The organism is Blastopirellula sp. SH421 (genome assembly GCF_057808535.1).
The window spans coordinates 4102056-4126298 of the sequence record NZ_CM173712.1; the positions used below are offsets into that span (position 1 = coordinate 4102056).

Annotated in this window: 18 protein-coding genes; 4 read left to right on the forward strand and 14 right to left on the reverse strand. The window is 54.7% G+C overall.

Features of this window, described 5'->3' with window-relative positions; translation table 11 throughout:
* Nucleotides 1-37: 37 nt before the first annotated feature.
* A complete protein-coding gene (locus SH421x_RS16615; RefSeq protein WP_488850582.1) occupies nucleotides 38-1417 on the reverse strand; it encodes a Gfo/Idh/MocA family protein in 1380 nt (459 codons plus the stop codon).
* A gap of 481 nt (nucleotides 1418-1898) precedes the next feature.
* Between SH421x_RS16615 and egtD the strand changes: the two genes are divergently transcribed.
* Entirely contained in the window at nucleotides 1899-2858 is a 960-nt protein-coding gene (egtD, locus tag SH421x_RS16620) for an L-histidine N(alpha)-methyltransferase (protein WP_488850584.1), read from the forward strand.
* A 302-nt stretch (nucleotides 2859-3160) separates the two neighbouring features.
* Here the strand turns inward: egtD and egtB are convergent, their stop codons facing one another.
* The 7 genes from egtB to SH421x_RS16655 form a co-directional block, all read right to left on the reverse strand.
* A complete protein-coding gene (egtB, locus tag SH421x_RS16625) occupies nucleotides 3161-4435 on the reverse strand; it encodes an ergothioneine biosynthesis protein EgtB (protein ID WP_488850586.1) in 1275 nt (424 codons plus the stop codon).
* A 251-nt stretch (nucleotides 4436-4686) separates the two neighbouring features.
* Nucleotides 4687-6690 carry an exo-alpha-sialidase gene (locus SH421x_RS16630; protein ID WP_488850588.1) on the reverse strand — a complete coding sequence of 668 codons (2004 nt, stop codon included), beginning with the start codon at nucleotides 6688-6690 and terminating at the stop codon, nucleotides 4687-4689.
* Nucleotides 6691-6734: 44 nt separating this feature from the next.
* Nucleotides 6735-7637: a dihydrodipicolinate synthase family protein gene (locus tag SH421x_RS16635; RefSeq protein ID WP_488850590.1), complete on the reverse strand. Its 903-nt coding sequence runs from the start codon at nucleotides 7635-7637 to the stop codon at nucleotides 6735-6737.
* Nucleotides 7638-7719: 82 nt separating this feature from the next.
* On the reverse strand, nucleotides 7720-8841 hold the full coding sequence (locus SH421x_RS16640) for a sialidase family protein (RefSeq protein WP_488850592.1): 1122 nt from the start codon (nucleotides 8839-8841) through the stop codon (nucleotides 7720-7722).
* Between the two features lie 98 nt (nucleotides 8842-8939).
* Nucleotides 8940-9761: an SDR family NAD(P)-dependent oxidoreductase gene (locus SH421x_RS16645; RefSeq protein WP_488850594.1), complete on the reverse strand. Its 822-nt coding sequence runs from the start codon at nucleotides 9759-9761 to the stop codon at nucleotides 8940-8942.
* A 92-nt stretch (nucleotides 9762-9853) separates the two neighbouring features.
* The gene (locus SH421x_RS16650; protein WP_488850596.1) at nucleotides 9854-10774 is read right to left on the reverse strand and encodes a DUF1559 family PulG-like putative transporter; all 921 of its coding nucleotides are present in this window, start codon (nucleotides 10772-10774) and stop codon (nucleotides 9854-9856) included.
* 74 nt (nucleotides 10775-10848) lie between these two features.
* Complete coding sequence (locus SH421x_RS16655; protein ID WP_488850598.1) at nucleotides 10849-11535, reverse strand: GntR family transcriptional regulator; 687 nt, start codon at nucleotides 11533-11535, stop codon at nucleotides 10849-10851.
* Between the two features lie 327 nt (nucleotides 11536-11862).
* Between SH421x_RS16655 and SH421x_RS16660 the strand changes: the two genes are divergently transcribed.
* The 3 genes from SH421x_RS16660 to SH421x_RS16670 all read left to right on the forward strand — a co-directional run bounded on the left by SH421x_RS16660 (nucleotide 11863) and on the right by SH421x_RS16670 (nucleotide 14338).
* Nucleotides 11863-12288: a hypothetical protein gene (locus tag SH421x_RS16660; protein WP_488850600.1), complete on the forward strand. Its 426-nt coding sequence runs from the start codon at nucleotides 11863-11865 to the stop codon at nucleotides 12286-12288.
* A gap of 165 nt (nucleotides 12289-12453) precedes the next feature.
* Nucleotides 12454-13422 (forward strand): mannonate dehydratase, encoded by a 969-nt coding sequence (locus SH421x_RS16665; RefSeq protein ID WP_488850602.1) that lies wholly within the window; start codon nucleotides 12454-12456, stop codon nucleotides 13420-13422.
* Nucleotides 13423-13615: 193 nt separating this feature from the next.
* Nucleotides 13616-14338, forward strand: coding sequence for a hypothetical protein (locus SH421x_RS16670; protein WP_488850604.1), 723 nt, complete (start codon nucleotides 13616-13618; stop codon nucleotides 14336-14338).
* Here the strand turns inward: SH421x_RS16670 and SH421x_RS16675 are convergent.
* The 6 genes from SH421x_RS16675 to SH421x_RS16700 form a co-directional block, all read right to left on the reverse strand.
* Nucleotides 14335-18054, reverse strand: a complete 3720-nt coding sequence (locus tag SH421x_RS16675; protein WP_488850606.1) for a carboxypeptidase regulatory-like domain-containing protein — start codon at nucleotides 18052-18054, stop codon at nucleotides 14335-14337. The two genes, SH421x_RS16670 and SH421x_RS16675, sit on opposite strands and share 4 nt — an antisense overlap.
* Nucleotides 18054-18446: a BlaI/MecI/CopY family transcriptional regulator gene (locus SH421x_RS16680; RefSeq protein WP_488850608.1), complete on the reverse strand. Its 393-nt coding sequence runs from the start codon at nucleotides 18444-18446 to the stop codon at nucleotides 18054-18056. Before SH421x_RS16680 ends, SH421x_RS16675 begins: the two co-directional genes overlap by 1 nt.
* Nucleotides 18447-18934: 488 nt before the next feature.
* Nucleotides 18935-20167: a 2-oxoglutarate dehydrogenase complex dihydrolipoyllysine-residue succinyltransferase gene (gene odhB / locus SH421x_RS16685; RefSeq protein WP_488850610.1), complete on the reverse strand. Its 1233-nt coding sequence runs from the start codon at nucleotides 20165-20167 to the stop codon at nucleotides 18935-18937.
* A gap of 58 nt (nucleotides 20168-20225) precedes the next feature.
* The gene (locus SH421x_RS16690) at nucleotides 20226-23072 is read right to left on the reverse strand and encodes a 2-oxoglutarate dehydrogenase E1 component (RefSeq protein ID WP_488850612.1); all 2847 of its coding nucleotides are present in this window, start codon (nucleotides 23070-23072) and stop codon (nucleotides 20226-20228) included.
* Nucleotides 23073-23162: 90 nt separating this feature from the next.
* Nucleotides 23163-23540, reverse strand: coding sequence for an SPW repeat domain-containing protein (locus SH421x_RS16695; protein WP_488850614.1), 378 nt, complete (start codon nucleotides 23538-23540; stop codon nucleotides 23163-23165).
* A gap of 13 nt (nucleotides 23541-23553) precedes the next feature.
* On the reverse strand, nucleotides 23554-24225 hold the full coding sequence (locus tag SH421x_RS16700) for a vitamin K epoxide reductase family protein (protein WP_488850616.1): 672 nt from the start codon (nucleotides 24223-24225) through the stop codon (nucleotides 23554-23556).
* Nucleotides 24226-24243: the final 18 nt, after the last annotated feature.

Below are 24243 nucleotides of genomic sequence, written 5' to 3' on the forward strand. Positions count from 1 at the left end.
CCCCCTTTTTGTCTTTTATCAGGTGTCGATTTGCGACCTAGATTTTGACCGTCTTGCCCGGAATCGGGGTCGGATACGGCGAACCGTCGACGCGGGTCGGCTTCCCTTCGGGATTTTGCTGAACCGGCGCTTCGTTTTCCATCGAGGTCAGCTTGTCGAAGTCGGCCAGGGCCACGTCGGAGTTGAACGCTTCGTCCCAGCTGATGTTGCGACCCGAATAGGTGGCCATTCGACCAAAGATCGCGGTCATCGTGCTCATCGCGCCAAACTCGGCTTCGTTCGGGATTTCGCCCCGACGGAGTTGTGCGAACAGGTCATGATGCTCTTCTTGGTGACCGTTGCCGCCGCCGTTACCATAAGCCCAAGCAACTTCGCCGTTCGGCTTAAAGATCTTGGCGCCGCTGAGATCGGCGTAACCTTTGGTGCCGTGGGCATGTTCCGAAACGCTATTCCACGTTTTCGGAATATGACGGCAGCAGCTCATCAGTTTCGTTCCTTCACCATAGGTGAACTCGATCATATGGTGATCGAAGATCTGACCGCTGTCTTTGCCCACGCGAACTTCACGCCCGCCCATCCCTTCGGCCATGGTCGGATAGCCCTGCATCAACCAGTTGATCACGTCCAAATTGTGGATGTGCTGCTCGACGATATGATCTCCGCAAAGCCAGTTAAAGTAGTACCAGTTTCGCATCTGGTATTCCAACTCGGTCTGCTTGGAGTCGCGGGTGTTCATCCACACGCCGTCGTTGTTCCAATATGCGCGAGCGAAAATGATCTCGCCGATCGCGCCGTCATGCAGCCGTTTGATTGTTTCGATGTAGCGCGGCTCATGGTGGCGTTGTAAACCCACGGCGACCGCCAAATTCTTTTGTTTGGCGATTTCGTTGGCGGCCAACACGCGGCGAATGCCGGGAGCATCGGTCGCAACCGGTTTCTCCATAAAGACGTGCTTACCAGCGTTTACAGCCGATTCAAAATGAAGCGGGCGGAAACCGGGTGGGGTCGCCAGGATCACCAAGTCGATGTCTTGTTCCAGCACCTTCTTGTAAGCGTCGAAGCCGACAAATTGACGTTCTTGCGGCACATCGACTTTGTCCGCATGTCGCGAGGTGACGCCGCGCAGACAAGATTGCAGACGATCGGGGAATGCGTCGCCCATCGCGATCAGCTTGGTTGGGCCTTCCGTATTCATCGCTTGGGTCGCGGCGCCGGTGCCGCGTCCGCCGCAGCCGACTAGACCAATTTTAATGACGTCGCTGCCGAAGACATGCGCCGCTCGGGCCATGCTCAGTGAGCCAGCCATTGCGCCGCCGGCGATCAACAAGGACGAACCAGTCTTGATAAAGTTGCGCCGGGACGACTTTGAAGCGTCGCTGGTTTGATCGGCGGGTTGTGGGTTGGACTCTGGAGACATGAGGTGCGTATCCTCCGGATCGTAGAGATTTAGGTGCAAGAGGTGAGAAACTTCGGGCAGGAGATGGTAAATCAGCAAACTTACAGCCTAAACTAGTTTCTCCCCCCAATCAATTAGATATTACGTAGAAATGCTTTCCCTAATCGAGTTCACGGGGAAGTGGAAAGCCTTTTAAAATGGGTCCCCACGTACGATCTGGCTGAATCTCATTTGCATTTCCCCTTGGATCGGTTCTAGAGAGGGTTTTGGGGCAGGATCTGCCGCACTCGCAAAATATTGCCCCACGCGCCCGCAGCCATTCCCTGAGACAAGCCGTACTTTGATTTCGATTCAGGTTCCAGAACAGCAATTGCTGCTTGCTGTCACGGATGATGTTGTGCGGAATGGTTTAATCCCGTTTTTCGGATCGTAGCGAAGCTCGGCATACGATGTGCTGAATAGATGAGAAAACCATCTCGCTCCCCCCAGGATTTTCTCTCTTATGGACATGCTTGCCCCGCTACAAGAAGTCGCGTCGGAACGTTTTTATCAAGAAGTTTCAGCGGGCCTCTCCGGCATTACTAAATCGCTTCCCTGTAAATACTTTTACGATCAACGCGGCTCCCAAATATTCGATCAAATTTGCGAACTGGACGAGTATTACGTCACGCGAACCGAGCTACAGATCATGGAGCGGTTCGCAGTAGAAATGGCGGCGGAACTTTCACACGTCGAAACCTTGGTCGAACTCGGCAGCGGCAGCAGTGTGAAAACGCGGTTGTTGCTCGACCAGCTAGATCGTCTGGCGGTCTATGCCCCGGTCGATATCAGCAGTGATCATCTTTATGAAACTGCAGTTGGATTAAGAAGAGAATACTCGCACTTGAGTGTCACTCCGCTTTCTGCAGATTTTACGCAGCCAATCTGCTTGCCGGAAAGTTTTCCTCGTGAATTTGTCGCCGCTTATTTCCCCGGCTCAACCATCGGAAATTTTGAGCCATCTCAAGCGGTCAAGTTGCTGCGAGCGATCGCGACTACCTGCCGACTCGGCGGCGAGTTGCTAATCGGAGTTGATCTGGCCAAGTCCGAAGAAGTGCTCCTAAACGCCTATGACGATCCCCAACAGGTAACCGCAGAGTTCAACCTCAATTTACTTCGCCGCATCAACCAAGAGCTGGACGCCAACTTTGAACTGTCGCGGTTCCGTCACGTGGCGATCTTCAATCCCGAAGCGAGTCGCGTCGAAATCTATCTCGAGAGTCAGGCTGATCAAACCGTGACAGTCGGCGAACATCAATTTCACTTCGCCGCCGGTGAAAGAATATTGACCGAGTACTCCCATAAGTATTCGATCCCCCAATTCACCGAACTAGCCGCCGCAGCCGGTTTTGCCGTCGAACAGACGTGGACCGATGAGCAAGAATATTTTGCCGTCATGCTGCTACGCGTTGTTAAGGCGTGATTCAGACAAAGGGTCTTCGCCTGTTTTGAAGTAGCGATTTTTGGCAATTCATGAAGAATGGAACACGGATGCCACAGAAAGAGAGACGGAAAACACGGTAAGAAAGAAGCGTTGAGACTGAAAGGTTGTCCGATTCGGCAAAACTTTCACGGCAATCGAGAAGGGAAAGCTTAACGCCTCGTAGCTCTTTCTTTCTTACCCTGTAATTCCGTGATTTATCCGGTGGTATCTGCGTTCTATTGCTTACGTTCCTGCCAAATGGCGCAACTTCAAGAAGCGCCAGCGAGGTTGTGACGATCTCTCTATATCGATTTCGCCAACCGAATTCCGCTAAATTGCCAGCGTTTCGCCGGACCAAAAAAATTGCGATAGGTCGCACGAATGTGCGACTGCGGCGTCACGCACGATCCTCCTCGCAGCACAAATTGATTGCACATGAACTTGCCGTTGTACTCGCCGAGCGCACCAGCTGTGGGCCGATAACGTGGGTAGGCGACGTAAGGACTTGCCGTCCACTCCCACACATCGCCGAACATTTGCTGCATCGGATCAGTGCGATCGTGGGACGCCGGCAACGGGCGAAATTCTTCATGTTCAAGAAAAACGCCTTGATTTGAATCATCCTCCGTCAGCGTCATCAGGGCAGCTACCTCCCACTCTTGCTCTGTCGGCAAACGATGTCCTGACCAACGAGCAAACGCATCGGCTTCATAATAACTGACGTGATGCACCGGCTGCGCAGAAGCGATCGGCTTTAAACCACCCAAGGTCATTTGCATCCATTGCTTACCGGCTTTTCGCCAGTAAAGCGGAGCAACCAGCTGCTCACTTTGCACAAAGTTCCAACCTTCCGACAGCCACCACTGCGGATCGTCATAACCCCCGGCGTCGATGAAATCCAAATACTCGCCGCTGGTAACCAAGCGGGAGGCAAGCGCATACGGTTCAAGCAATACCTGATGAACCGGCTGCTCGTTGTCGTAACAAAATTGAGTGCCGCCACAACCGATTTGGCGGATTCCTCCTTCGTACGAAATCCAGCGTAACTCTGGCGCGCGAGCCTCGCCGAGCTCGGCTTGCTCGACATAAACCGGGTCAAGCGGATTGCAAGCGAGCGCATGCTTTAGATCGGTCAGCATCAACTCTTGATGCTGCTGCTCATGCTGCACGCCCAGCTCAACCACGGCAAGTTGCGCCAGATCCAAGGAAGTCGAAATTTCGGCCAACCGCTCATCTACATACTGCCGATACTGCATCACCTGATCAACTGTCGGCCGCGACAATAGCCCGCGCTGTGCGCGCGGAAAGGGTCGACCTACGGTGTTGTAGTACGAATTAAACAGGTACTCAAACTGCGGCCAAGGCGAAACATAATTGTGAATGGAAGACTTCAGCACAAACGTTTCAAAAAACCAAGTCGTATGCGCTAGATGCCACTTCAGAGGGCTCGCATCCTCCATCGACTGCACTACAAAATCTTCGATCTGCAGCGGCGAACAAATCCGCTCTGAACGCTGACGAACATCCAGAAAGTGTGGAATTAATGCTTCGGGGCGATTGTCGACGGCGATACTCATCGCGGAGGGCTCCTGCAGGTTCGTAGCAAGAAACAGATTGTATCTGCTGGCTGAGGGCAACTTGTGTACCAAAACCAACAGATTTGAGCCGTTTCCCCCTTTGAGATCCGCGGTCTTCACCTTCTGCCCTGCAATTTTGGCAATTGGGGCCGACATACGCGGTCACATAAGCGATACCTTTTTCTGTGCCAGATCAAACGGTGATCGATTATCACCGGAGAGCTTTAGCAAGCAGTCTACCGCAGGACAAACTATCGAGAACTTAACGGTTCTCGATAGAGATCATGAATCGGAATCGAGCGAAATCGCGAAGAGATCTTGCCCGCCCCGCCGACATAGTACGTCATCAACAAGCGTCCCTTCCAAAACAAGACGCTGGTATAGGCGTATTCAAGCCCTTTCTCTGTTTCGACATTGCGGTGCAGACGCCAGGTCTTCCCTTCATCAGAACTTATCGCGAGCGTCAGCGGATTGCGTGCTCCGCCGTGATGGTGCCCTTTTTCTACGTTGTTATTCCAGATCAGCAACAGATCGCCGGTCGAAGGAATTCTCCGAATCGTCGCCGGCGCTTCCGGTCCCGGTACTCCGAGTGATTGCGGTTCGCTCCAAGTTTCGGCTCCATCTTGCGAGGTCGCTTGAGCAATATGCCCTAGCTGATTACGAAAGATCATCATCACCTGATTGCCATCGATCTCAACAACTTCGGGCTCCATCGCTCCTCGCTTGGGATAGTCGACGCTTTCTTCGCCAAGTCGCCAGGTCTTTCCACCATCATCTGAGATGCAGCATTGGCAAACAAAATGATTGACCTTCTGCACATCGGAAGTCGAAGCCAGCGGAACAATTAACCGTCCTGTCGATAGACGCGTGACCCGATCGTTGTTGAGGATGTGATACCCCAAATGCGGCGAAACGCGAATCGGTTCACCAAACGTACGGCAATCGTCATTTGAGATGCGTAGCGTAACGCGAATGTCGCTGTAGGAGTTTTTATTGAGAAAGAACATGCCGATGGGGCGCTGCAGCTCTGTTGGCGGCGCAAGATAGCGAAGCGTAACAGACATCACATTCAGACCACCCGTATTCCCTTGCAACACTTCCTTCTCACCCCAGGTCTGGCCGCCATCAGACGATCGCCGCGCGACGATCTGCGCGTCGGCATGGTCCGAAGTCTTGCTAAATTGAGTGACGGCATATAGCAATGCGTCATCTTCGAGCGCAATGACCGAGCCTTCACTGTTTCGCGGAAACGTAGGGGTCGCCGGAAAGACATCATGAGTAAAACTCGCCCCCTCTTCAGTGATTGCAGGGTCGACAGGATGCGAAAGCTTCAGGATCGCCTGCGCTGCTAGAATCGAGTTGATTTGGTCAGGTTGATCAAGCAATCCCACTAGTAAAGACTCGGCGGCGACCATTCCAGATTCGCCAAGGAGTTTAATCGCATCATGACGCACCTGCGGATCAGAATCTTGCAGGTACTTGGGCAATGCGTTTTGCGCGGCCTTGTCTCCCAGTAGCGCCAGAGCGGCGTCAAACGCCATTCGATCATGTACCTCGCGCGCCTCTTTTTGCCGTAACTTTAGCAGCGATACGTCTCCCTCATCTCCCAGTTTCGCGAGGGCCCACGCGGCACATCGAGCATGTCGCCAGTTGGCATGCATAACGACCTCGCGCAGTTTGACCGCCGCTTGAGGATTGCCCCATTGCGCCAAAGCTGCGGCCGCCCAGATAGTTTGCGCGTTGATAACTTGCAGTTGTTCGTAGCGTGTTCGCAATAGTCGCCCATCCCCGATTTCGTGAAGCTGAAAGAGCGCTTCGCAGGCGGTCGTCTGCGTTTCGATATCAACGCCGTCTTGTAATGCCTGCACCAAAATCGCGAGATACGAGCGCTGGCCGGCCCGCACTAATTCGCGGGCCAACTCGCATTTCTGACGGCCCTCTTTCACCTGCTCTAGCCTCGGCTCCAACGCGGCAATCACTTCGTTTGCCTTCCCAGCCGCGGTCAACCCTTCGGCAGCGCTTAGCGAGGTGGCGAGATCCAGTGACTGAAGCCCGCTTTGTAAGACCTCAAGACTGCGTTGTTCAGGATCTTTCTCAGCCGATGGTTCGCGCCCTTCAACTGCGGAAGCGACGAATAATATTCCCACGCAAGCAAGTCTAACCCCGCTGCGGAAAGCGTTACGGCAAAGAATTTCGCGATACTTCATCAGTTCACCAAGCAGGATAGATGGATGAGGAGCGGGCAGAATTGTCATGTCGATTTATCGTGTCGATTGGCTGTTGGGATGCCGCGAGTAGGCTATCCAGCAAAGGCTTCGCGAGAGATCGCCTGTTGCACAATCGGAAAGCTGCGAAATTGTTCTTGTTGGGCTGGCGAAAGCAGTCGCAGCGGCTTGGGCGCCATTCTGCCGGAAATTCCGCGTAGATTGAGCAACTCAGAAGTCGTAGAAAAGATCGAGGCATCCATCGATTGCATCGCCGCAAGCAGATCATTGAATTGATTCTGAATCTGCGTAACAGCAAACCAATCTTCTTTACCCAGGGCGGTTTGCAGATCACGAATCCAATGCGGCGCAAACCCAAACACGCCGTCCAAATGCTCGCGAACGCCTGCTTTTAGCAAGACATCCAAGATTGTTGGTTGGGCGATGATCACGCGGAACTGATCCGATTGCTGCTCTAGCAATGGGCGGCTCAGCGCAAAGTTATCCGAACATTTAATGCCGTGAATATTCGGGTGTTCGCTCAAAGTCAGCACCGTGCTGATCTCTAACTTCGTCCCGGTCAGGCGCGGAAGATCGTACAGGAAGAGCGGCTTTTTGCTGGCATCGGCCAAATCTGTAAAATAGTCGACTAGCTCCGCCTGGGTGTACTTCAGAAAATAGGGACTAAGAATTACGAGCCCGTCGATTGGCAGATTCTCGACCGCACGGATTCGCGCCAAAGTGGTCGAGACTCCGGTATCCCCGACGCCAACCAATAGTTCGGCCCGGTCGCCGCCGATGCGAACACTTTCTACAACCAACTGCATGTACGATTCCATCGACAACACTTGCATGAAACCCATGGTGCCGGCGATTAGCAAGCTGTCGATACCGTTGTCCAGTTGATCTTCGATATGCGTTTCGAGGCCGGCAACGTCGATCGCCTCTTCTTCGGCAAGCGGAGTACAGAGAGCGGTGATGAACTTCGTAGCTTGCATGCGAACCCTGACAATGGAAATGAAATGTGAGCCTGGCAGCAGGTATGTCTTAACGAGAACGGAATCGCTGGCCGTGGGGATTTTATTTGCCGTAAAACCAATCGACGTCGATCCGAGCCAAGTGCACTCCATCGTTGGCGTGGTAAGCGATCAAGGCCACGTCGTCCTTCAAAAATTCAACGCATTGATAACCAAAATCGTTTTCGGGATCTTGCACGATGTTCCGCTGATGAATGAATGTCTCGCCTTCATCCTGAGAGATCGCCGTCGTCAGCGCCGAGCGAACCGCCAGTTCGGGATTGGATTTTAGCGCTGAGCGTTCACCGTTCCAGACAAACAGCAAGTCGCCTGTGGAAGGAATCCGCCGGACGGTCGGCAGCCCCGCGTACGGCATTTTTATCGCCGGGATTATTTCGCCTTTCGACCACGTTTCGCCGCGATCGCTTGAATAGGCTTTGACGGGATGTCCGCTGTAGGTTCGGGCGAACATCATCAGTCGTCCATCGCGCAGTTCGACCGCATCCGCCTCTTGAACTTCGATTTTGGCCGACGCGTACAGGTCTACATCGTTTTTGCTGGGATACCAACTATACCCCTGATCATCCGAGTAGAAGGTGAGACCGACGTACCCGTTATGATCGCTTGAGCTAGGGAGATACTTTTTGTTGGCGGCGACGGCGATAATCCGGCCATCTTCCAGCGTAAGCAGCTTATCGTTGTGAATCAGCGTATAGCCGGAATAGGGCGTCAACGGAAATTGCGCGCCCCATGTCGCTCCATCGTCGGTGCTGCGCCGATAGAGCGTCACCGCATAATAGGGCTTGGTCGGGTGCGTCGTATAGTTATAAGCCAGCAGCAGATCGCCGTTGGTCAGACGCAGAAAACTAGGGTGCTTGTATTTGCCGGGATCAGGCGACGCCGGTTGCGGGACTAAAATCTTCGCCTCGGTCCAGGTGCGCCCTTGATCGGTTGAACTCTTCGCGACGATGCCCCCCTCGGCGCCATATTCGGTATAGCAAAATAACAGCGTGCCATCTTTCCGCTGAACTATGTCTCCATTAATGGCTCGATACCCACGGGGCGTCTTTGGTTTGACGACCAGATGGATGTTCTCGATCGTTTCCGCCGCTTGGATCGAAGCAGGGAGACCGGGATTCCATGCTGCAAGTCCGATCACAACGGCGATTATCAACAACAGTTTCATGATAAATCTCTCTAGCAGCTTTGAGGTTTCAAAGTTGTTTTTAAGGAGGGAGGGATTTCGCACGCAGCTCCTTATCAAGTCGGCTGCCGCCGAGACGGTTAAACAAGCGTCGAATAGTCTTCAGGAAACTGACGCCGTTTGAACGAATAGGGAGAGCATTGATGAAACCAACCACCGTCGATTTCAATGCAGGTTCCGGTGATATAGGCGGAGTCTGGCCCAGACAACACAGCGATACTGCGGGCAACCTCTGCCGGCGTTCCATAGCGCTGTAGCGGGATCATCTGCTCTACTGCTTGACGAAGCTCTGCCGAAAGCGAATCGCCATCGGGCGCGACATATTGATCGTTCAAACTGGTATCGATCGCCCCCAGGTTGATCGCCAGCACGCGGACTCCAGCGGGGCCGTACAGCGTCGCCAATTCGTAGGTCAACGCATCGAGACCACCTTTGGCAGCGATGTAAGCGGGACTGACCCCGGCGGCAAATTTTGATTGAATGCTAGAAACGTTGACGATCACCCCTTGCCGGCGTGCTTCCATAAGCGGGGCGACCGCTTGGGCAAGAAACGCCGGCGCGGTCAAACAGATGCGGATCGTCTTCTCCCACGATTCGCGCGAGATCGACTTCATGGTTATCACATCACGCCAAGCCGCATTGTTCACCAAGACGTCGATTCGTCCAAACTTTTCTCCACAATCGTGCACCGCATGTTGAGCAAAGTCTAGATCGCTGAGGTCGCCGATCGCGGTTGCAACCGAGCGCCCCAATTTTTCGATCGAACGAACCGTGCTGGCCAACGCCGCGGAGTTGATGTCTAGCAGATAGCAGTCATATCCACGCGCTGCGAACTCCAGCGAGGTCGCAGCGCCGATTCCGCCTGCGGCTCCGGTAATAAATACGGTCGGCGTGTCAGCCATAAGGATCCCTATTCCATCTTTTGTTGCGAGGCGTGCACAAGCTACTTCGCTTGAATGCGCTGCCCCTTTAACGGTCGCAGAGACAAGATGTCTTAGAATTCTCCCAAGACTTCGCCGCCAAATCTGGTCGTTATCCCGGACAGCAGCGTTTGGTCGATCGTCTCTGGCAAGAACCGTACCGATCCGTCCGCCAGGGCGAAATGGGCGCCGCCGGGATGAAAGCTGGAGAATCCCTGAGGGCGCCAAGCGAAAGTTCCGCCGCCGGGAACCGTAAAGGGGCCGTTGATTCCGGAGGACGTATCCAAGGTGTTGTAAACGGCGTAGGAGTTCGCGTTGTAGGTGGTCGAACTGCTGTCGGTCGCCTGGGCGGGATCTCCTGTGACTTCTCCGACGAACAAGGTGTTGGAAGTACCGTCGGTGATGTCTCGGAATTTGGTTTTGGATAACGCGTAGAAGATTCCGTTGCCATCCGAACGCGGTCGGACTCCCCCGGGACAACGCCAGTCGCGTGAGTCCGCAACGCCGGCCATATCCGAGCGGGGAATCGACTCGATTGCCGCGGAGAAGGCTGGATTAACCATCGTGTCCGACTGCGGATTCGAAGCGCACAAATAGACCGGAACCGGCCCCAATGCAGTCTCCGGCTCATAGTTCGCTTGCGTTTGAATTGGCTGCGACACGTTAAAGTTTACCGCATCGTAGCGTGCGTTTTGCTCCAAAAAGGGTAACGTGTGAACGCCCCACGAAAAGAAGTGCGTTCCCGTAAAGCCGCTGCAACCACCGCTAATTCCGCTTCCCAACGGAAACGAAAGGTGCGTGTCATGATAGTTATGCAACGCCAGCCCCACCTGTTTGAAATTCGCCGAACAAGACAAGCGTCGCGCGGCCTCACGAGCCTGCTGAACAGCCGGCAATAACAGCGCAATCAGCACGCCGATAATCGCAATGACTACCAACAACTCGACTAAGGTAAAAGCGTTGCGCCGAGATTTTGATTGATCTTTACAAAGCATCGCGATCCCCCCTGAATTTAGAAATGAAAAATGAGAAGGTAGTGATCTGTACTTAAAATTCTCTGCCGCTTGATTTAGTCATGCAGATCGCCGCCGATCGCACTGCGCAAGAGATCCTTCGTGCGCGCGATGTGCCGTCGCAGCAGATCCGAAGCGGCTTGAATATTCCCGTCGCTCAGATCGGCTAGGATCTGGCGGTGCTCTTGAATCACGCTGATCTCCTTCTGCATCCGAACGTCGTCCGGCTCTGGCGCGAGAAAATAAATATGCTGCGCCGAGTGAGAAAATAGCTTGACCAAAATCTCGTTCCTGGAGAGCTCTAGCAACTTCTGATGAAAGAGAAAATCTGACTCGCAAAACCCCATGGTCAAACCAGAGCGATGCAGGTCTTCCATCGTGTCGCAAATCTTGTGTAGCGGCGCTAAGTTTTTCTGCGGGGCTCCTGGAGCAAAGGAAATGTCCATCGCGCCTAGCTCTAGGACGATTCGCGCATCGATTAACTCTTCGTACCGAATTTCTTCCAACGTCGGCACAAAAAATCCGCCCGTCGCTCGACGCGTTAACAGTCCGTCATGCGCCAGCAGCGCCATCGCTTCACGTAATGCGGCTCTCTGTGCTCCCAAGCGCTGCGACCATTCCACTTCGGCCAGCCGACTCCCTATCGGGATCTGCCCACACACCAGCATCTTGCGTAGCGCCGAATAGCACTTGCCGCTCGCGTTCATCAAAACAGGCTTGTCGATTCTTTTTTCGGTGATCATGCTTCTCAACCTACTACATGATGAGTACAGAAACAAGCTTTTTTTGAACTCATTTAATATTGATCATAAATTCGAGAAAAGCCCAGGTTCCATCTTGAATTTTGAACTCACTTTTACCTCAATGAGCGTAAATTGTCGGTTAATTATGCATTTCCTGACCGCCATTAAGCTCCTAAGCGTCTAGGACCCGCGGGCCTCTCAGTCATTAATGAGTACAAATTTTAGTTGATTTTGTGCTTCATTTTATGTTAATCTCTGAAAACAGCTCCCGTGGGGCCCCTCCTGCCCATCTCACTTATCTTCGCTCTCCTCCTGAGGATGTTCTAAATGCTCCAGCGATTTCCACTCTTCTGTCTGGCAGTGCTCGCAGTTTTTGGGGCGTTCTGCTCGGGCGGATGTACGCAAGAATCAGAGTTCGACCGACGGATTGTTGCCGGGCGCGTCACCTATCAAGGAAAAGCAATTGAAGCAGGCGAGATTCGCTTTATTCCCGTTGGCAAAGGCCCCGTTTCGGCCGCACTGATTCGTAACGGCGACTACGAGGTGACACATCGCGGAGGAGTCATTCTTGGCGCCGCCAAGGTTGAAATCGTCGTCACCTCTGAGAACGCGGAAGCGAGTTTAGAACAACTCGACAATCAGCAGCCGACGCGTTCTGCTCCTCTGCCCAAAAAATATAACACCGAAACAAGCTTGCAAGTTGACATTCAACAAGGCGCGGGAAAGCAGACAGCCGACTTTGATTTAACTTAGATATCTGCCGCAACCGCTGCTTGTCCCTGCAGTCCTGTTGAAATCCTTTGAGCATGCAAACGAGACTCGTCGGGAAAGCAGCTCAACACTTCGCAGCCGCCGCTTGCATCGCACCCAGGCACTGCACTTCAAGCCGCGACAATCCCCGTTCATAAGAGACAAATCATGCAGCTAACGTCCGTCGTCACTCCGATGTCTGACAAAAATTTGGCGCGTGTCGCACAGTTGGGCGTTACCCATGTCGCAATCCGTTTCCCAGGACCACAGTTGTCCGATCTCTTGGCAATTCAGACACGATTGTGCCGTTTTGGTTTGCAAATCGCCGCCATCGAAGGAGAGTTGCCGATTCAAAACGCCATTCTCGGCACAGCCAAACGGAACGACGATTTGGCTCAGATGAAGCAATTGCTGATCAATCTGGGCAGCGCCAAGATCGGCGTCTGCTGCTACAACTTTATGCCGGCCTCGGATTGGGTCAGAACCGGAAGCCAAGTTCATGAACGTGGAGGCGCGTGGACCACTTCGTTTCGCCTGGCCGACGCGGATCGAGCCGCTTCGTTGCACGCCATCTCCAGCACTCAGGCCGCCGCTGCAGTTACCAAAGAGCAACTGTGGGAAAATCTTCAGCGTTTCTTGGCCGAACTGCTGCCGATAGCTGAACAATCTGGCGTCGCACTGGCAATGCACCCTGATGATCCGCCGCTGACAACCTTTGGTAAGCATGCGCGGATCATGAATTGCGTGCCTGACTTTGAGCGATTGCTAGAGCTTTCATCCAGCCCCAGCAACGGTATCTGTTTTTGTCAGGGGACGTTCGCTGTGATGGGAGTCGATATCCCCAGCACGATTCGCAAGCTTGGAGATCGGATCCGCTATGTTCATTTCCGCGATTCGCGGGGAACGGCGGACGACTTTACCGAAACGTTTCATGACAACGGCCCAACCGATATGGTCGCGGCAATGCACGCCTATCACGAGATCGGCTTCCAAGGCCCCATTCGCCCCGATCATGTCCCGCAACTAACCGGCGAAGAAGAAGGCGCTCCCGGCTATACGATGCTCGGCCGCTTCTTCGCCTTCGGTTACATCCGTGCCTTGATCCAAGCCGCCGAATATGGCTTGCTACGCCATTAAAACGTCGCAAAGCGGCCGACGCGATCGTTGTTCAAATTGAATGAAATCTAACCCGCAGCCAAGCGATTTAGACCGAGCCACGCAATGATTTCCTGAATTTGGAGTGCAATTTGCTTGCGTAACGAGAATCATTCAGACGACACTGTCTACGGGCCAGCAGCGTCAATCGACCTGCTGATTGTAGAAAATATCGATGGAACAAATTACTCCTGACGTCAAGCGCAGCAACCGATACCCCCGAACTGTGTTGTTCATCTTGATCGCACTGATTCCCTGCTTTGCGCTCTTGTTACGATTCCGTTCTCATCTGGTTTGGAAATTCCTTGAGTACCGGATGGACCTGCGGGATGCGTACGAGTCTCCGACCCAAATCATGCCGCTCGCGACGATTCCCAGTACATGGTGCAACCGCACCGCAGGCGGTTTAAAAATCGCCCTCCCCTGTGAGCTGTCTGAGCGGGCATTCGACAAGTCAGGCGCCCTTCTGTTTGAGAATGCAGACCTTCAAGTCCTGGTTTTCGCACGCCAAACGATCCCAAGTAAGGATCTACAAAACCTAGCACAAGCAGCCGAGTTCTCACCGACTGACGAGAAGTTTACCAGGCCACGACTGCGGTTCGAGATTTACCAGAAGGATGTCGCCGACTTTCGCTGGTCAATGACCAACCAAGAGGTGCTGTGGCATTTCTACTGCATGAACATCCGCAGCGATCAGCCCGGTCAGGAAGTCGAAGGCCTGTTTACCGATAACTTGGACGGCATCCTGGTAACGAAAAACGAATCCGCCAACTTCCACTGGCAAGCAAGGTCACCCGCCTGTGACGGCTTGTTACAGTTTGCCGCCAAAAACGGGAAGTTGAATCTTGAAGTTGTGCGGGCTGTTTGTTCAAGCGTGGTGATGGACGAGGGGGACTAATCTAGCAACTCGAGCGGTTGCCAGCTAAGTCGCCGCCCCTTCCAAAACCAAATGGGCCTGCGACCGTTATCCGCGCGCCAGGCTTCTCCCCGCTTGAGGGTATCATCATGTACTTCGATGCCTACAAACAGAACTCCCGGCGTCCCTTCCGAAGTCACGAATGCGAATATCGCCTTCGATTCTGGGTCAAACTTACTTTGCTCGCTATCAAAGTGCAGCAACAATTCTTGCACCGGCTTTCCTTCGGTCTGCAGTTCGGAAAATGCGACGCTTCCAGCTGCTCGCTCCAACTGTTTCTTGTCTAATTCCCACGCATCCAACTGAATGGGTCGGAACGCGTAGTGTAATTGGTCATCGGCCGGCGAGACGTACTCAAAACACAACAGATCGAAACCTTCGCTGGCCGCCCATAGGATGATCTCCTCCCCCTGAGATGCGAGTTCCCCGGACTTCATCCACTTTTCCGGAAGCGCTGCACGACGACCAGTATCGAGATCGAGAAAACTAGTTCTTGACTCTCTATTTTGATACGGCGCGATGACGGCGTGGTCATAAATCATGCCTAATTTGCGCGGCGCCGAGCGATCTAAAATCGGAATGCTTGTATTGCGGGGAGTTAGATTCGGTAATCCGACATGCGAATAACTTTCATCAGCGACGAATTTCTGCCAATTCGCTTCCCACCAAGCGGCCCACTGCTGTGCGCTGCGGGCAAACAATTGCTGCATCAACGCTTCTTGATGCGGAGTGCCATGGCTCCACAATAGGTAGAGCTCTTTCTCATTAAACTCCTCTCCTGTCAAACGATTCAGCGCTCCGTAAATCTCTCGAACGGGACGACCGAATCCGTATAGACTTCTTTGATCGTCGTTGTCGAGGTCATGCTTACGCATGAAGACCGCCAGTTCAGCGTCTTTGGCGAGGATTCCCATATCCGAGTAATTATTTTTGCGCTGCAGCTTGGGGATCGCCCGAATCAGCGCCGGCACGGCTCGCTTGTCATCGATCGCGCGCATTGAAAATCCTAAGCAACTCAACATTTGTTCATCGCTGGTCGCGTCCAACTCCGCAATCAACTCCGGCGTCGCTTCCGGCCCTAGTTCGACGATTGCTTGTAGCGTTTTCGCCCAAGGGTCATCAAACCGGTCAGGCCCACTATTCTGCTGCTCCAATTCGTCCAGCAGTTTGCCAATCGGCGTGTCAGGACGATTTCGAGTCTTAGCAACAGCCTTGGGTTTGCTCGCCCCCCTGGGATCAGGCAATATCACGGCGCCGCCAAGTTGACCCGGCTGCAGCAGTTCCGCTGCACTGCGCAGCTGCCGCGCCAAACGTTGATCCGCGTTTTCCGGATGACGCGTCCGCTCTACACCCAAGTGAATATCGAAAACGACCTCTTGTTCGTCGTTGACATCAATGTAGTCACCATTCGTTGCGCCGTTCATACAGTAAACATAGTTTCGCCCAGGCGCGACTCGCAATCGATACGTGCCATCTGGCCGAACCGGCGTGCTGGTGACCGCGGCGCCTGTTTGCGGTCTGGCAGGTCCATAATGCGCGACCAGCAGCGGAGAAACCTCTGGGGGCTTAACCGGTTGGCCGCTTTTATCAAACACAGTTCCCGTGACATAGCCGCCGCGAACCAGCGGGATATCTGCGTCAGAGGTGGTGCGACCTGCGATCGCTTCGATTGCTTTCACCGCGATCGCGATGCGATCGTCGGCGCTGGCCCAAATGTTGTAGTGATCGGCCGTCATTCGCAAGCGATATCGCCCTTGGGCGTCGGTCGTTGTTTCAAACGTTCCGTCACGGGCAACCCCTTGAGCGAAGATGGGAACACCGGCGGCTGGCTGATTGGTGACAGAGTCGACCACTTGTCCCTCGACAATCGCCGGCGGATAGAGCGTGATGTCGACGACTGCCGGGATCGCCGAACATTGAGCACGCGAATCGGGATAGTCGGGATGCTTCAGGTCAAAGCCGAAAGAGGCTTGCATCCAACCCGTGCCGGTTTTCGCGTCAAAGGTCCTGGTGCTTTCCGGAGTCCAGCGTTTGAGGTCCTTGATCTCATAGCGGCCAGCCGAGTCGGTCACACTGCAGAAAATGCCCGGCAACGGTTGTCTGCACGCAGACGAGGCATACACGGTGACGCCGGGTATCGGTCGGCCGCTGAAATCCTTCACCACGCCTGACAAGGTACCGGGATTCGACGACAACATCAGATCTTTCTCAACCAGTCTATCAGTCGGTACGCCCAAGGTCACACATACCGAAGCGAACGTTTCCTTCGCCGCCGCTGCGTACAGATCGCCACGCTCCGGCATGGCCGTCTCGACTTCCAACAATTCGAACTTCCCCTCGGCATTGGTGCGAGTTTCACCCACCACCGCTTGCGACCGATAGTCGGCCGAACGACGCAAAATCAAAACTTGCGTATCGGCCAGCGGATTCTTCCGATCGTCGATGCACCGGCCGCGAACGGTTACCTTTTGCAGTCCTGGCTCCGCGTTCGCGACGACTGCGTTCTCTTGCTCTTTGCCTTCCGCTTGATTCGCTTCCGCCGCTGGCTCTGCCTGTACACCGCCGATCAGCCCACATATTGCCATCATTATTAGCACGGTCGCCGCCAATATGGGGCGTTGGGATTTTGTCATTGTGTCTCTCCCTGGTTTCAACAATCCATGTATCCGGGACTCCAACGTCCAGCGAAATCCTAAGATTCCGAGCGTAGGGACGACACGTCCCCAATCGGCGCACTTTTCGGCCAGATCGACCAACGTTTGGGCATATTGCGTAGCATCGCCGCCGCGCAGCACAAAGTTATCGCAGACCTCTTCGCGCGAGCGACAAATCGATTGATTTAAACCGAGAACGCCGGGATGCCACCACCAAAGGGTCGTCATCCAGCGCTGCGCAACGCTGATCCAAGCGTCATGTCGAGCCACATGCGCCGCTTCGTGAATCAATACGTCACGTAATTGCGTTTCCGATCCAGGCGACAGCAATTCACGCGGCAAGATGATCTTTGGCCGCCATACGCCCAGGACAAACGGTAAAGGCAAATCGGAGACTAAGATCGGCGGCAATTTTTTGATACCGATTGCCTGGCGGACCGCCTGGGCGATCGCGGGAAAATGTTCGTTGTGCGCACTCAGTTGCGCCAGGTTTTCGCTGGACGACAGAGTTCGCGTTAGCAACCGCAAGCGGAGTATTTGTCGTAGCCACAGCGCCGCCGAAAAGATCGATCCAATCAGCCAGATACAGCCCAACAGCCGCGCGAAACGCTGTTCCCATGCTCTGTTGCTGGTTTCGGCCATCACCTTGACGCCAGTCACAGTTGGGGCCAACGGCGCGACGGCGAGATCCGGCGATGGCGCTTCGCCGCGGTTCTCCGGCTCGGGTGGTTCTGGATTGGTTGCGGCCGGCGGATAGATCATCGGCGGCTCGATCGGCGGAGCATGCGACTTGACCGATTGCCGTGGCAATTCCGCCAAGTTCGCTATCGGTGACGAAGCGGCCGAAGAAGCCAAACGCCACCATTTCATCGGCGGCAATAGTGCGGCGAACAAGGGGCTTCCCAGAATCAGCAACAACCCGAGCACGCCCAACGCATGTCGCCGCGCCGAGCGATTTCTCTGAAGCGCCGCGAGCAGCAGCACTAAAGTACTGATCACCGTGACCTGGGCGATCACGGTCAAGACGTAATCGATCCAGTCCATTACGACTTCTCCTTGCCGCTCGATTTGATGAAGTTACGAATCCGTTCCGCTTCCGCCTTCGACAATGCGCCACCTTGCAGCAGCGACAACATTAGTCCTTCGGACGATCCCTCGAAGACCGTTTTGATGAAACGCTGCACCGTCGTTTTTTGTGATTCTTCACGGGAGACGGTCGGTAAATAGAGAAATCCGGTCTCCTCTTCGCGGTGAGAGAGCCACCCTTTTTCTTCTAAGCGGACGATCAGCGTTTGCACCGTATTTCGCGAAACGCCGCGCCGCTCGTTCAATATTTTCCAGGCATCCGTGACCGAGCAGACCTCTCGATCCCAGATTAGATTCATGATCTCCCACTGCGCTTCGGAAAGCGCCGGAAGCTTACTTGCTCCTGTCATACGAAGATCCAGATGCCCCCATCCCAATAATGCGATACTTCCAAAGAGCCAGCATTTCCCGGCCACCTACAGTTGTAGGCTACATCCACCTACAACTGTAGTCAACCCTACTTTCCCTACCAAAATATTGTCACTGGAAAACACGTACGAATTCGTGGCCGGTGCGATCCGGGCAAAATATCGCAATATCCAGAAGGGACGCGTTTGGCTCTCCTAGCGACCTGTCGGGCACAACGAACGGACCGGTTGGACCCTAGTAAATTCGCAGCACGGGTTGCAAAGGCAGTCCCCTTGCCCGCAGATCCATGAGACCGTCAGATCGTAGATCGCAACTACAGAACGCTCACATGGCTACCCAGAAAGAAAACAATTCGGTCCGGTCCTGAATTGCGAGGCAAAAGCAGTGTGTCACGCAAGAAATGAAAAACGGTAGCGGCGCTGGTGCGCCGCTACCGTGTGGCTTCGATCAGGAGTTGCTTTTGGCGCGATTACGCTTCTAGCAGCATCCGGGCTGGTTCTTCGATCGCGTCGCAGATTCGCTTCAGAGTCATGACTGCTTCGCGGCCATCGACCATGCAGTGATCGTAAGTTAGCGCCAGGTACATCATCGGGCGAATTACGACTTGGCCGTCGCGAGCCACCGGGCGTTCTTCGATCGTGTGCATTCCCAACACGCCGCTTTGCGGTGGATTGACGATCGGCGTCGACATCAGCGAGCCGTAGACGCCGCCGTTGGTGATCGTGAACGTTCCGCCAGAGAGTTCGGCGGCGGTCAGGCGATTTTCGTTCGCCCGAGCGGCGAAGTCGGCGATCGCCAGTTCGATCTCGGCAAAGCGCATACGCTCGGCGTTGCGCAGGACCGGCACGACCAAACCCTTTTTGCTGCCGATCGCGACACCGATGTGATAGTAGTCGCGATAGACGATTTTGTCGCCGTCACGGATCTCGGCATTCAGAGCCGGTTGTTGCTTCAAAGCGTCGATCGTCGCTTTGACGAAGAACGACATAAAGCCCAACTTGACGCCCCATTGATCCTGGAACCACTGACCATACTTTTTCCGCAGCGCCATCACATTGGTCATGTCGACCTGATTGAAGGTGGTCAGCAGCGCGGCGTTATGCTGAGCGCTTTTCAGCGTCTCGGCAATGCGGCGGCGGATCAGCGGCATCGGCACGATCTTTTCGCCGGCTTGCGGCGTCAGATTCGTTTCGGCACGCGGCGCGACCTCTTGAGTCTTCGCTGGAGCCGGTGCTGGGGCCGACTTTTTCGGTTCTTCCGCCTTCGGCTTGGCCGCGGCCGGTTTGGCCTCTGATTCGCCGTTTTTGCTAGAAGCCGATTTGGCGGACGAGTTGATGATCGTCGGTCGCGCAGCTTTGCCGCGCCCCGAAGAAGCAGACGCCGGAGCCGGCTTTTCGACTTCGGCGGCAGCCGGTTTGGCGGCGGGCTTCTCAGCTTTCTCAGCTTTCTCTGCCGGTGCGGCGGCGCCTTCGTCCAGAATGCCGATCACTTCGCCGACGGTGACCAAATCTCCTTCACGCTTAAAGATCTCACGCAGGACGCCGGTCGCAGGCGCCGGCATTTCCATCGAAGCCTTGTCGGTTTCTAGCTCGACCAGGAACTCGTCTTCGTTGACTGCGTCCCCTTCTTTTTTCAGCCAGCGGCCGATTTGAACCTCTTGGATCGACTCGCCTGCTTCGGGCACTTTGAGTTCAATGCTCATTGGTTTGTTTTAATTATCTAATTGGCTAGTAGGTGTGGAAGGTGATTTTTTGACGCGATTAGTCGGCGAAAGCTCGCTCGAGGAGATCCGCTTGTTCCCAAAGGTGAGCGCTCTTGGAGCCGGTCGCAGGGCTAGCCGAACGAGGACGTCCCACCACATTCAGTTCGTGGTCATCAATTCGATGCCCCGTAAAGCGCGTCGCCCAATGCGGCCAGGCGCCCATGTTGATCGGTTCTTCCTGAACCCAAGTAACGGGGCAATCGCTGGCGTAGTCTTTCAATGCGTCGGTAAATTTGCCGGCACGCAGCGGGTGCAGCATCTCGATCCGCAAGATCGCGACGTCGTCAATCTCGTGCTCGTTGCGATACGAGTCTAATTCGTAGTACAGCTTACCAGTGCATAAGAGCACGCGGCGAACCTTGTCCGGATCGCAAGTTTCGTCCGGCAGAATCGGCTGAAACTCGCCTTCAGACAATTCCGACAGCGTCGAAACAGCCGAGGGATGCCGCAGCAGACTCTTCGGCGTAAAGATGACCAACGGCTTGCGCCAGAGACGCAACGTCTGACGACGCAGCAAGTGGAAATACTGGGCCGGCGTTGACGGGTAAGCGACCTGAATGTTGTCCTCGGCCCCGATCGCCAGAAAACGTTCCAATCGCCCGCTCGAGTGCTCGGGGCCCTGCCCTTCGTAGCCGTGCGGCAGCAGCATCACAATACCGCTCAGCCGGTTCCATTTGTCTTCTGCGCTAGAGATGAACTCGTCGACGATCACCTGGGCGCAGTTGCCAAAGTCACCGAACTGGGCTTCCCACGCGACCAAAGCTTCGGGAAAGTCCAAGCTGTAACCATAGTCGAATCCGAGCACGCCGACTTCGCTGAGCGGACTGTTGATCAAATCAACCGGGGCCTGATCGTTGGACAGCTTCGAGAAGATGTTGTGCGTCTTGCCGGTGACAACGTCATGCAGCACGCCGTGGCGTTGGCTAAACGTACCGCGCTGAGCGTCTTGTCCCGACAAGCGAACACGGCGGCCGGCCATCGACAGACTTGCGAACGCCAGCGCTTCGGCCGAAGCCCAGTCGAGCGGACGCTTGCCATCGGCCATATCGCGGCGTGCTTCCATTTGCCGGGTCAGCTTGCGATGAAGATGGAAGCCCTTCGGGATTTCGGTCAACTTGACCAAGATCTTCGACAGCTTTTCGATCGGGGCGCCGGTATCGGGATCATCTTCGCCGACTTCTGGCTGTGGACCGCCGAAGTAGCCCTCCCAGACGTTCTGCGGACGACGATCGGCCAAGGCCAGCTCTTTGCCGATTTCGTATTCGGTCTGCAGAAACTCGTGATGCTTCGTAAGCATCTCGTCCGCTTCCTGCACTTCAAACTGCCCCAGTTCGACCAAGTTGTCGAGGAACCGATCGCGAATCGAACGATGATGCTCGATCGCTTGGTACAGCAGCGGCTGGGTAAAGCTCGGTTCGTCCGTCTCGTTATGCCCCCAGCGACGGAAGCAGTACATATCGATAACAACGTCACGTTGGTGCGTCCGACGGAATTCGAGCGCCAGCGAAACAACCGCAGATACTGCGGCCGGGTTTTCGCCGTTCACATGAAAAATCGGCGATTGCAACATCCGAGCGACGTCGGTTGCATAGATCGACGAACGAGAGTCATGCGGCTGCGTCGTAAAGCCAAGCTGATTGTTCACGATCACATGCAGCGTGCCGCCGGTGCGATAGCCCTGCAGTTGGCTCAAGTTTAATGTTTCTTGAACCACCCCTTCGCCAGCGAACGCGGCGTCACCGTGGATCAACACGACCGCGCCCATCTGGCGTTCCGTATCTCCGCGGCGATCTTGTTTGGCGCGCATGCGGCCCAACGCGACCGGGTCGACATATTCTAAGTGGCTCGGGTTGAAGCAGAGCGAGACGTGGACCTTTTTACCTGAAGCAGCCACATAGTCGCCGCTGGCGCCCATGTGATACTTCACGTCGCCGCCGCCGATATGGCGATGGGGATCGGCATCCTCAAATTGCGAGAAGATCTCGCGCGGAGGTTGCCGAATCACGTTCGCCAGTACGCTCAGACGTCCGCGATGCGGCATCGCGAGGACCAGTTCGCTGATCCCCTGTTCGGCGAAACCATGGATCGCCAGATCCAACAGCGGAATCAAGGTCTCCGAACCTTCCAAGGAGAAGGTTTTGGCGCCGAGGTATTTTTTGCGGACAAACTCTTCAAAGACCATCGCTTCGGTCAGACGCTGCAGAATGCGTCGCTGCGTGTCGCGGTCAAGGGATGAGTCACGATCGTCCCCTTCGACCTCTTCAATCAACCAGCGGCGGACCACGTGGTCATCGATATGCTGCAGTTGAATGCCGACGTCGCCGCAATAGACGCGCTGCATCCGCTCGAACAACTCACGGACCGACGTCGTGATTATCTCGCCGTCGCGGTCCACATAGACTGAGCGATCGAGGTCGCTCTCTTTGATATCAAACTGATCGGGCGACAGCGGCGCCGCCGGCGTGGTCGTCAAACCCAACGGGTCAAGCCGAGCATGCAAGTGACCATACGCACGGAAAGCGGTGATCATCCGATCCACGCCAAATTGCAGCAACGCGTCGGCGCCAGCAGTCACGGTACTTGCTGACTTTGACGCGGCGGCAGCGTGATCCCCGTTGACTGCAACCGGAGCACCGGTCGGATTGAACATGCTAGAAGTGGTGATCGGTGGGGCCAAACTGGTGAATGCGTCGGCATCCCCATTGGCCTGCGGCAGCTTCCCAAACCATTCGCGCCAGTCATCCGGAACGCTGTTGGGATCCTCCCGGTAGGCGTCTAGCAGCTCTGCTGCGTAGGCCATGTTTTGAACATCAATGTCAATACGTTTCGAAAGTGGAGTGCGCATTGGTCGGGTGATTCCCGTTTAGTGGTGAAGCCTTAAAGGAGGGTGCGCGATGATTGCGTTGGTGGATCGGTCGTCTTAGGTTACTCAGTCTCAAGGGGAAAAGGAGTTCTCAGAGTCGGAGTACCAGCGACGGGGTGGACGAGCGGCGTGATTAGGAACTATCGCGAACATGATCAACAACAGCCCGACGACAATCTCGTTTTGCATCCCCGATCCAGACAAACCCATTCCAGGCGACCCTTCCATTCCGAAACGCCCAAAGCCAATTAGCCAGATTGCCACGACCATCGTGAACAAGCGTGCATGTCTCGTCGGTCGCCAATAGGATAAAAGGGAGGCCACGCCCACGCAGATGGCCGCAACGAAGTCGTTGTACCAAAGTGCGCGTGCGCTATCTGAATGATGAAATATAAACGGACTAGCCGCCAGCCAACAAGACAACATAAATTCAACAACACGGGCCCACATGATCGCCTCCAAGCTATTTTGAGACTGCGGCGGACGCTTTTGGAGTCGATATCCTGCTTACCATTTCGAGTGCGGCCTCATCTGCAGACCTTTCTGGAAAACCCCATAACGCCCGCCAAACGATTTTGCGACTTTTCGTCTTTTTCCAAACAAGTGCGAGATACTTGAGCGAAACGTAGACTTCGTCATACGCCATCTTCACCAGCACCAACGAAATAAGGGCCGTGATCAGGCACAGAAAACACCAATTCCCGACAATTGTGGCTTGACAGACCACCAGAATGACGCTGACCAAGCCGAGCGGGATCACGTCGATCCCGAACAAAATCACCAGCCAAGGGCGATACTGCCAGCGACGTGTCGAACCGGCCAAGCCAAAGATCGCGTCACCCAAATAAGCGATCGCGCCCAAAATGGCATCCGGCACGCCGATCCAAAGATGCATATTTTTGGCCAGATCCGAGTCGAGCACACGCTTGCTTTGCTCTCCGAATGCCGGATCCCAAACGTCATCAATCAATCTCCACTGGTACAGCCCCATGTGAGTCGCCATTAAAAAAGCGACAAATGCCAGAATGCAAATCGGCAGCCTCTGCGACCAAGCGGAAGGATTGTAAGAATAGGGGCTGACCTGAACTTCCCAGTCGGCCGATTCAGCCGGGTAACCGTTTAACGACGACGGCATCTTGGATCCTCTCTTTCT

Coding starts and splice junctions, on each gene's coding strand:
- SH421x_RS16615 (WP_488850582.1), bottom strand. CDS start 1,417: ATGTCTCCAGAGTCCAACCCACAACCCGCCGATCAAACCAGCGACGCT.
- egtD (WP_488850584.1), top strand. CDS start 1,899: ATGGACATGCTTGCCCCGCTACAAGAAGTCGCGTCGGAACGTTTTTAT.
- egtB (WP_488850586.1), bottom strand. CDS start 4,435: ATGAGTATCGCCGTCGACAATCGCCCCGAAGCATTAATTCCACACTTT.
- SH421x_RS16630 (WP_488850588.1), bottom strand. CDS start 6,690: ATGACAATTCTGCCCGCTCCTCATCCATCTATCCTGCTTGGTGAACTG.
- SH421x_RS16635 (WP_488850590.1), bottom strand. CDS start 7,637: ATGCAAGCTACGAAGTTCATCACCGCTCTCTGTACTCCGCTTGCCGAA.
- SH421x_RS16640 (WP_488850592.1), bottom strand. CDS start 8,841: ATGAAACTGTTGTTGATAATCGCCGTTGTGATCGGACTTGCAGCATGG.
- SH421x_RS16645 (WP_488850594.1), bottom strand. CDS start 9,761: ATGGCTGACACGCCGACCGTATTTATTACCGGAGCCGCAGGCGGAATC.
- SH421x_RS16650 (WP_488850596.1), bottom strand. CDS start 10,774: ATGCTTTGTAAAGATCAATCAAAATCTCGGCGCAACGCTTTTACCTTA.
- SH421x_RS16655 (WP_488850598.1), bottom strand. CDS start 11,535: ATGATCACCGAAAAAAGAATCGACAAGCCTGTTTTGATGAACGCGAGC.
- SH421x_RS16660 (WP_488850600.1), top strand. CDS start 11,863: ATGCTCCAGCGATTTCCACTCTTCTGTCTGGCAGTGCTCGCAGTTTTT.
- SH421x_RS16665 (WP_488850602.1), top strand. CDS start 12,454: ATGCAGCTAACGTCCGTCGTCACTCCGATGTCTGACAAAAATTTGGCG.
- SH421x_RS16670 (WP_488850604.1), top strand. CDS start 13,616: ATGGAACAAATTACTCCTGACGTCAAGCGCAGCAACCGATACCCCCGA.
- SH421x_RS16675 (WP_488850606.1), bottom strand. CDS start 18,054: ATGGACTGGATCGATTACGTCTTGACCGTGATCGCCCAGGTCACGGTG.
- SH421x_RS16680 (WP_488850608.1), bottom strand. CDS start 18,446: ATGACAGGAGCAAGTAAGCTTCCGGCGCTTTCCGAAGCGCAGTGGGAG.
- odhB (WP_488850610.1), bottom strand. CDS start 20,167: ATGAGCATTGAACTCAAAGTGCCCGAAGCAGGCGAGTCGATCCAAGAG.
- SH421x_RS16690 (WP_488850612.1), bottom strand. CDS start 23,072: ATGCGCACTCCACTTTCGAAACGTATTGACATTGATGTTCAAAACATG.
- SH421x_RS16695 (WP_488850614.1), bottom strand. CDS start 23,540: ATGTGGGCCCGTGTTGTTGAATTTATGTTGTCTTGTTGGCTGGCGGCT.
- SH421x_RS16700 (WP_488850616.1), bottom strand. CDS start 24,225: ATGCCGTCGTCGTTAAACGGTTACCCGGCTGAATCGGCCGACTGGGAA.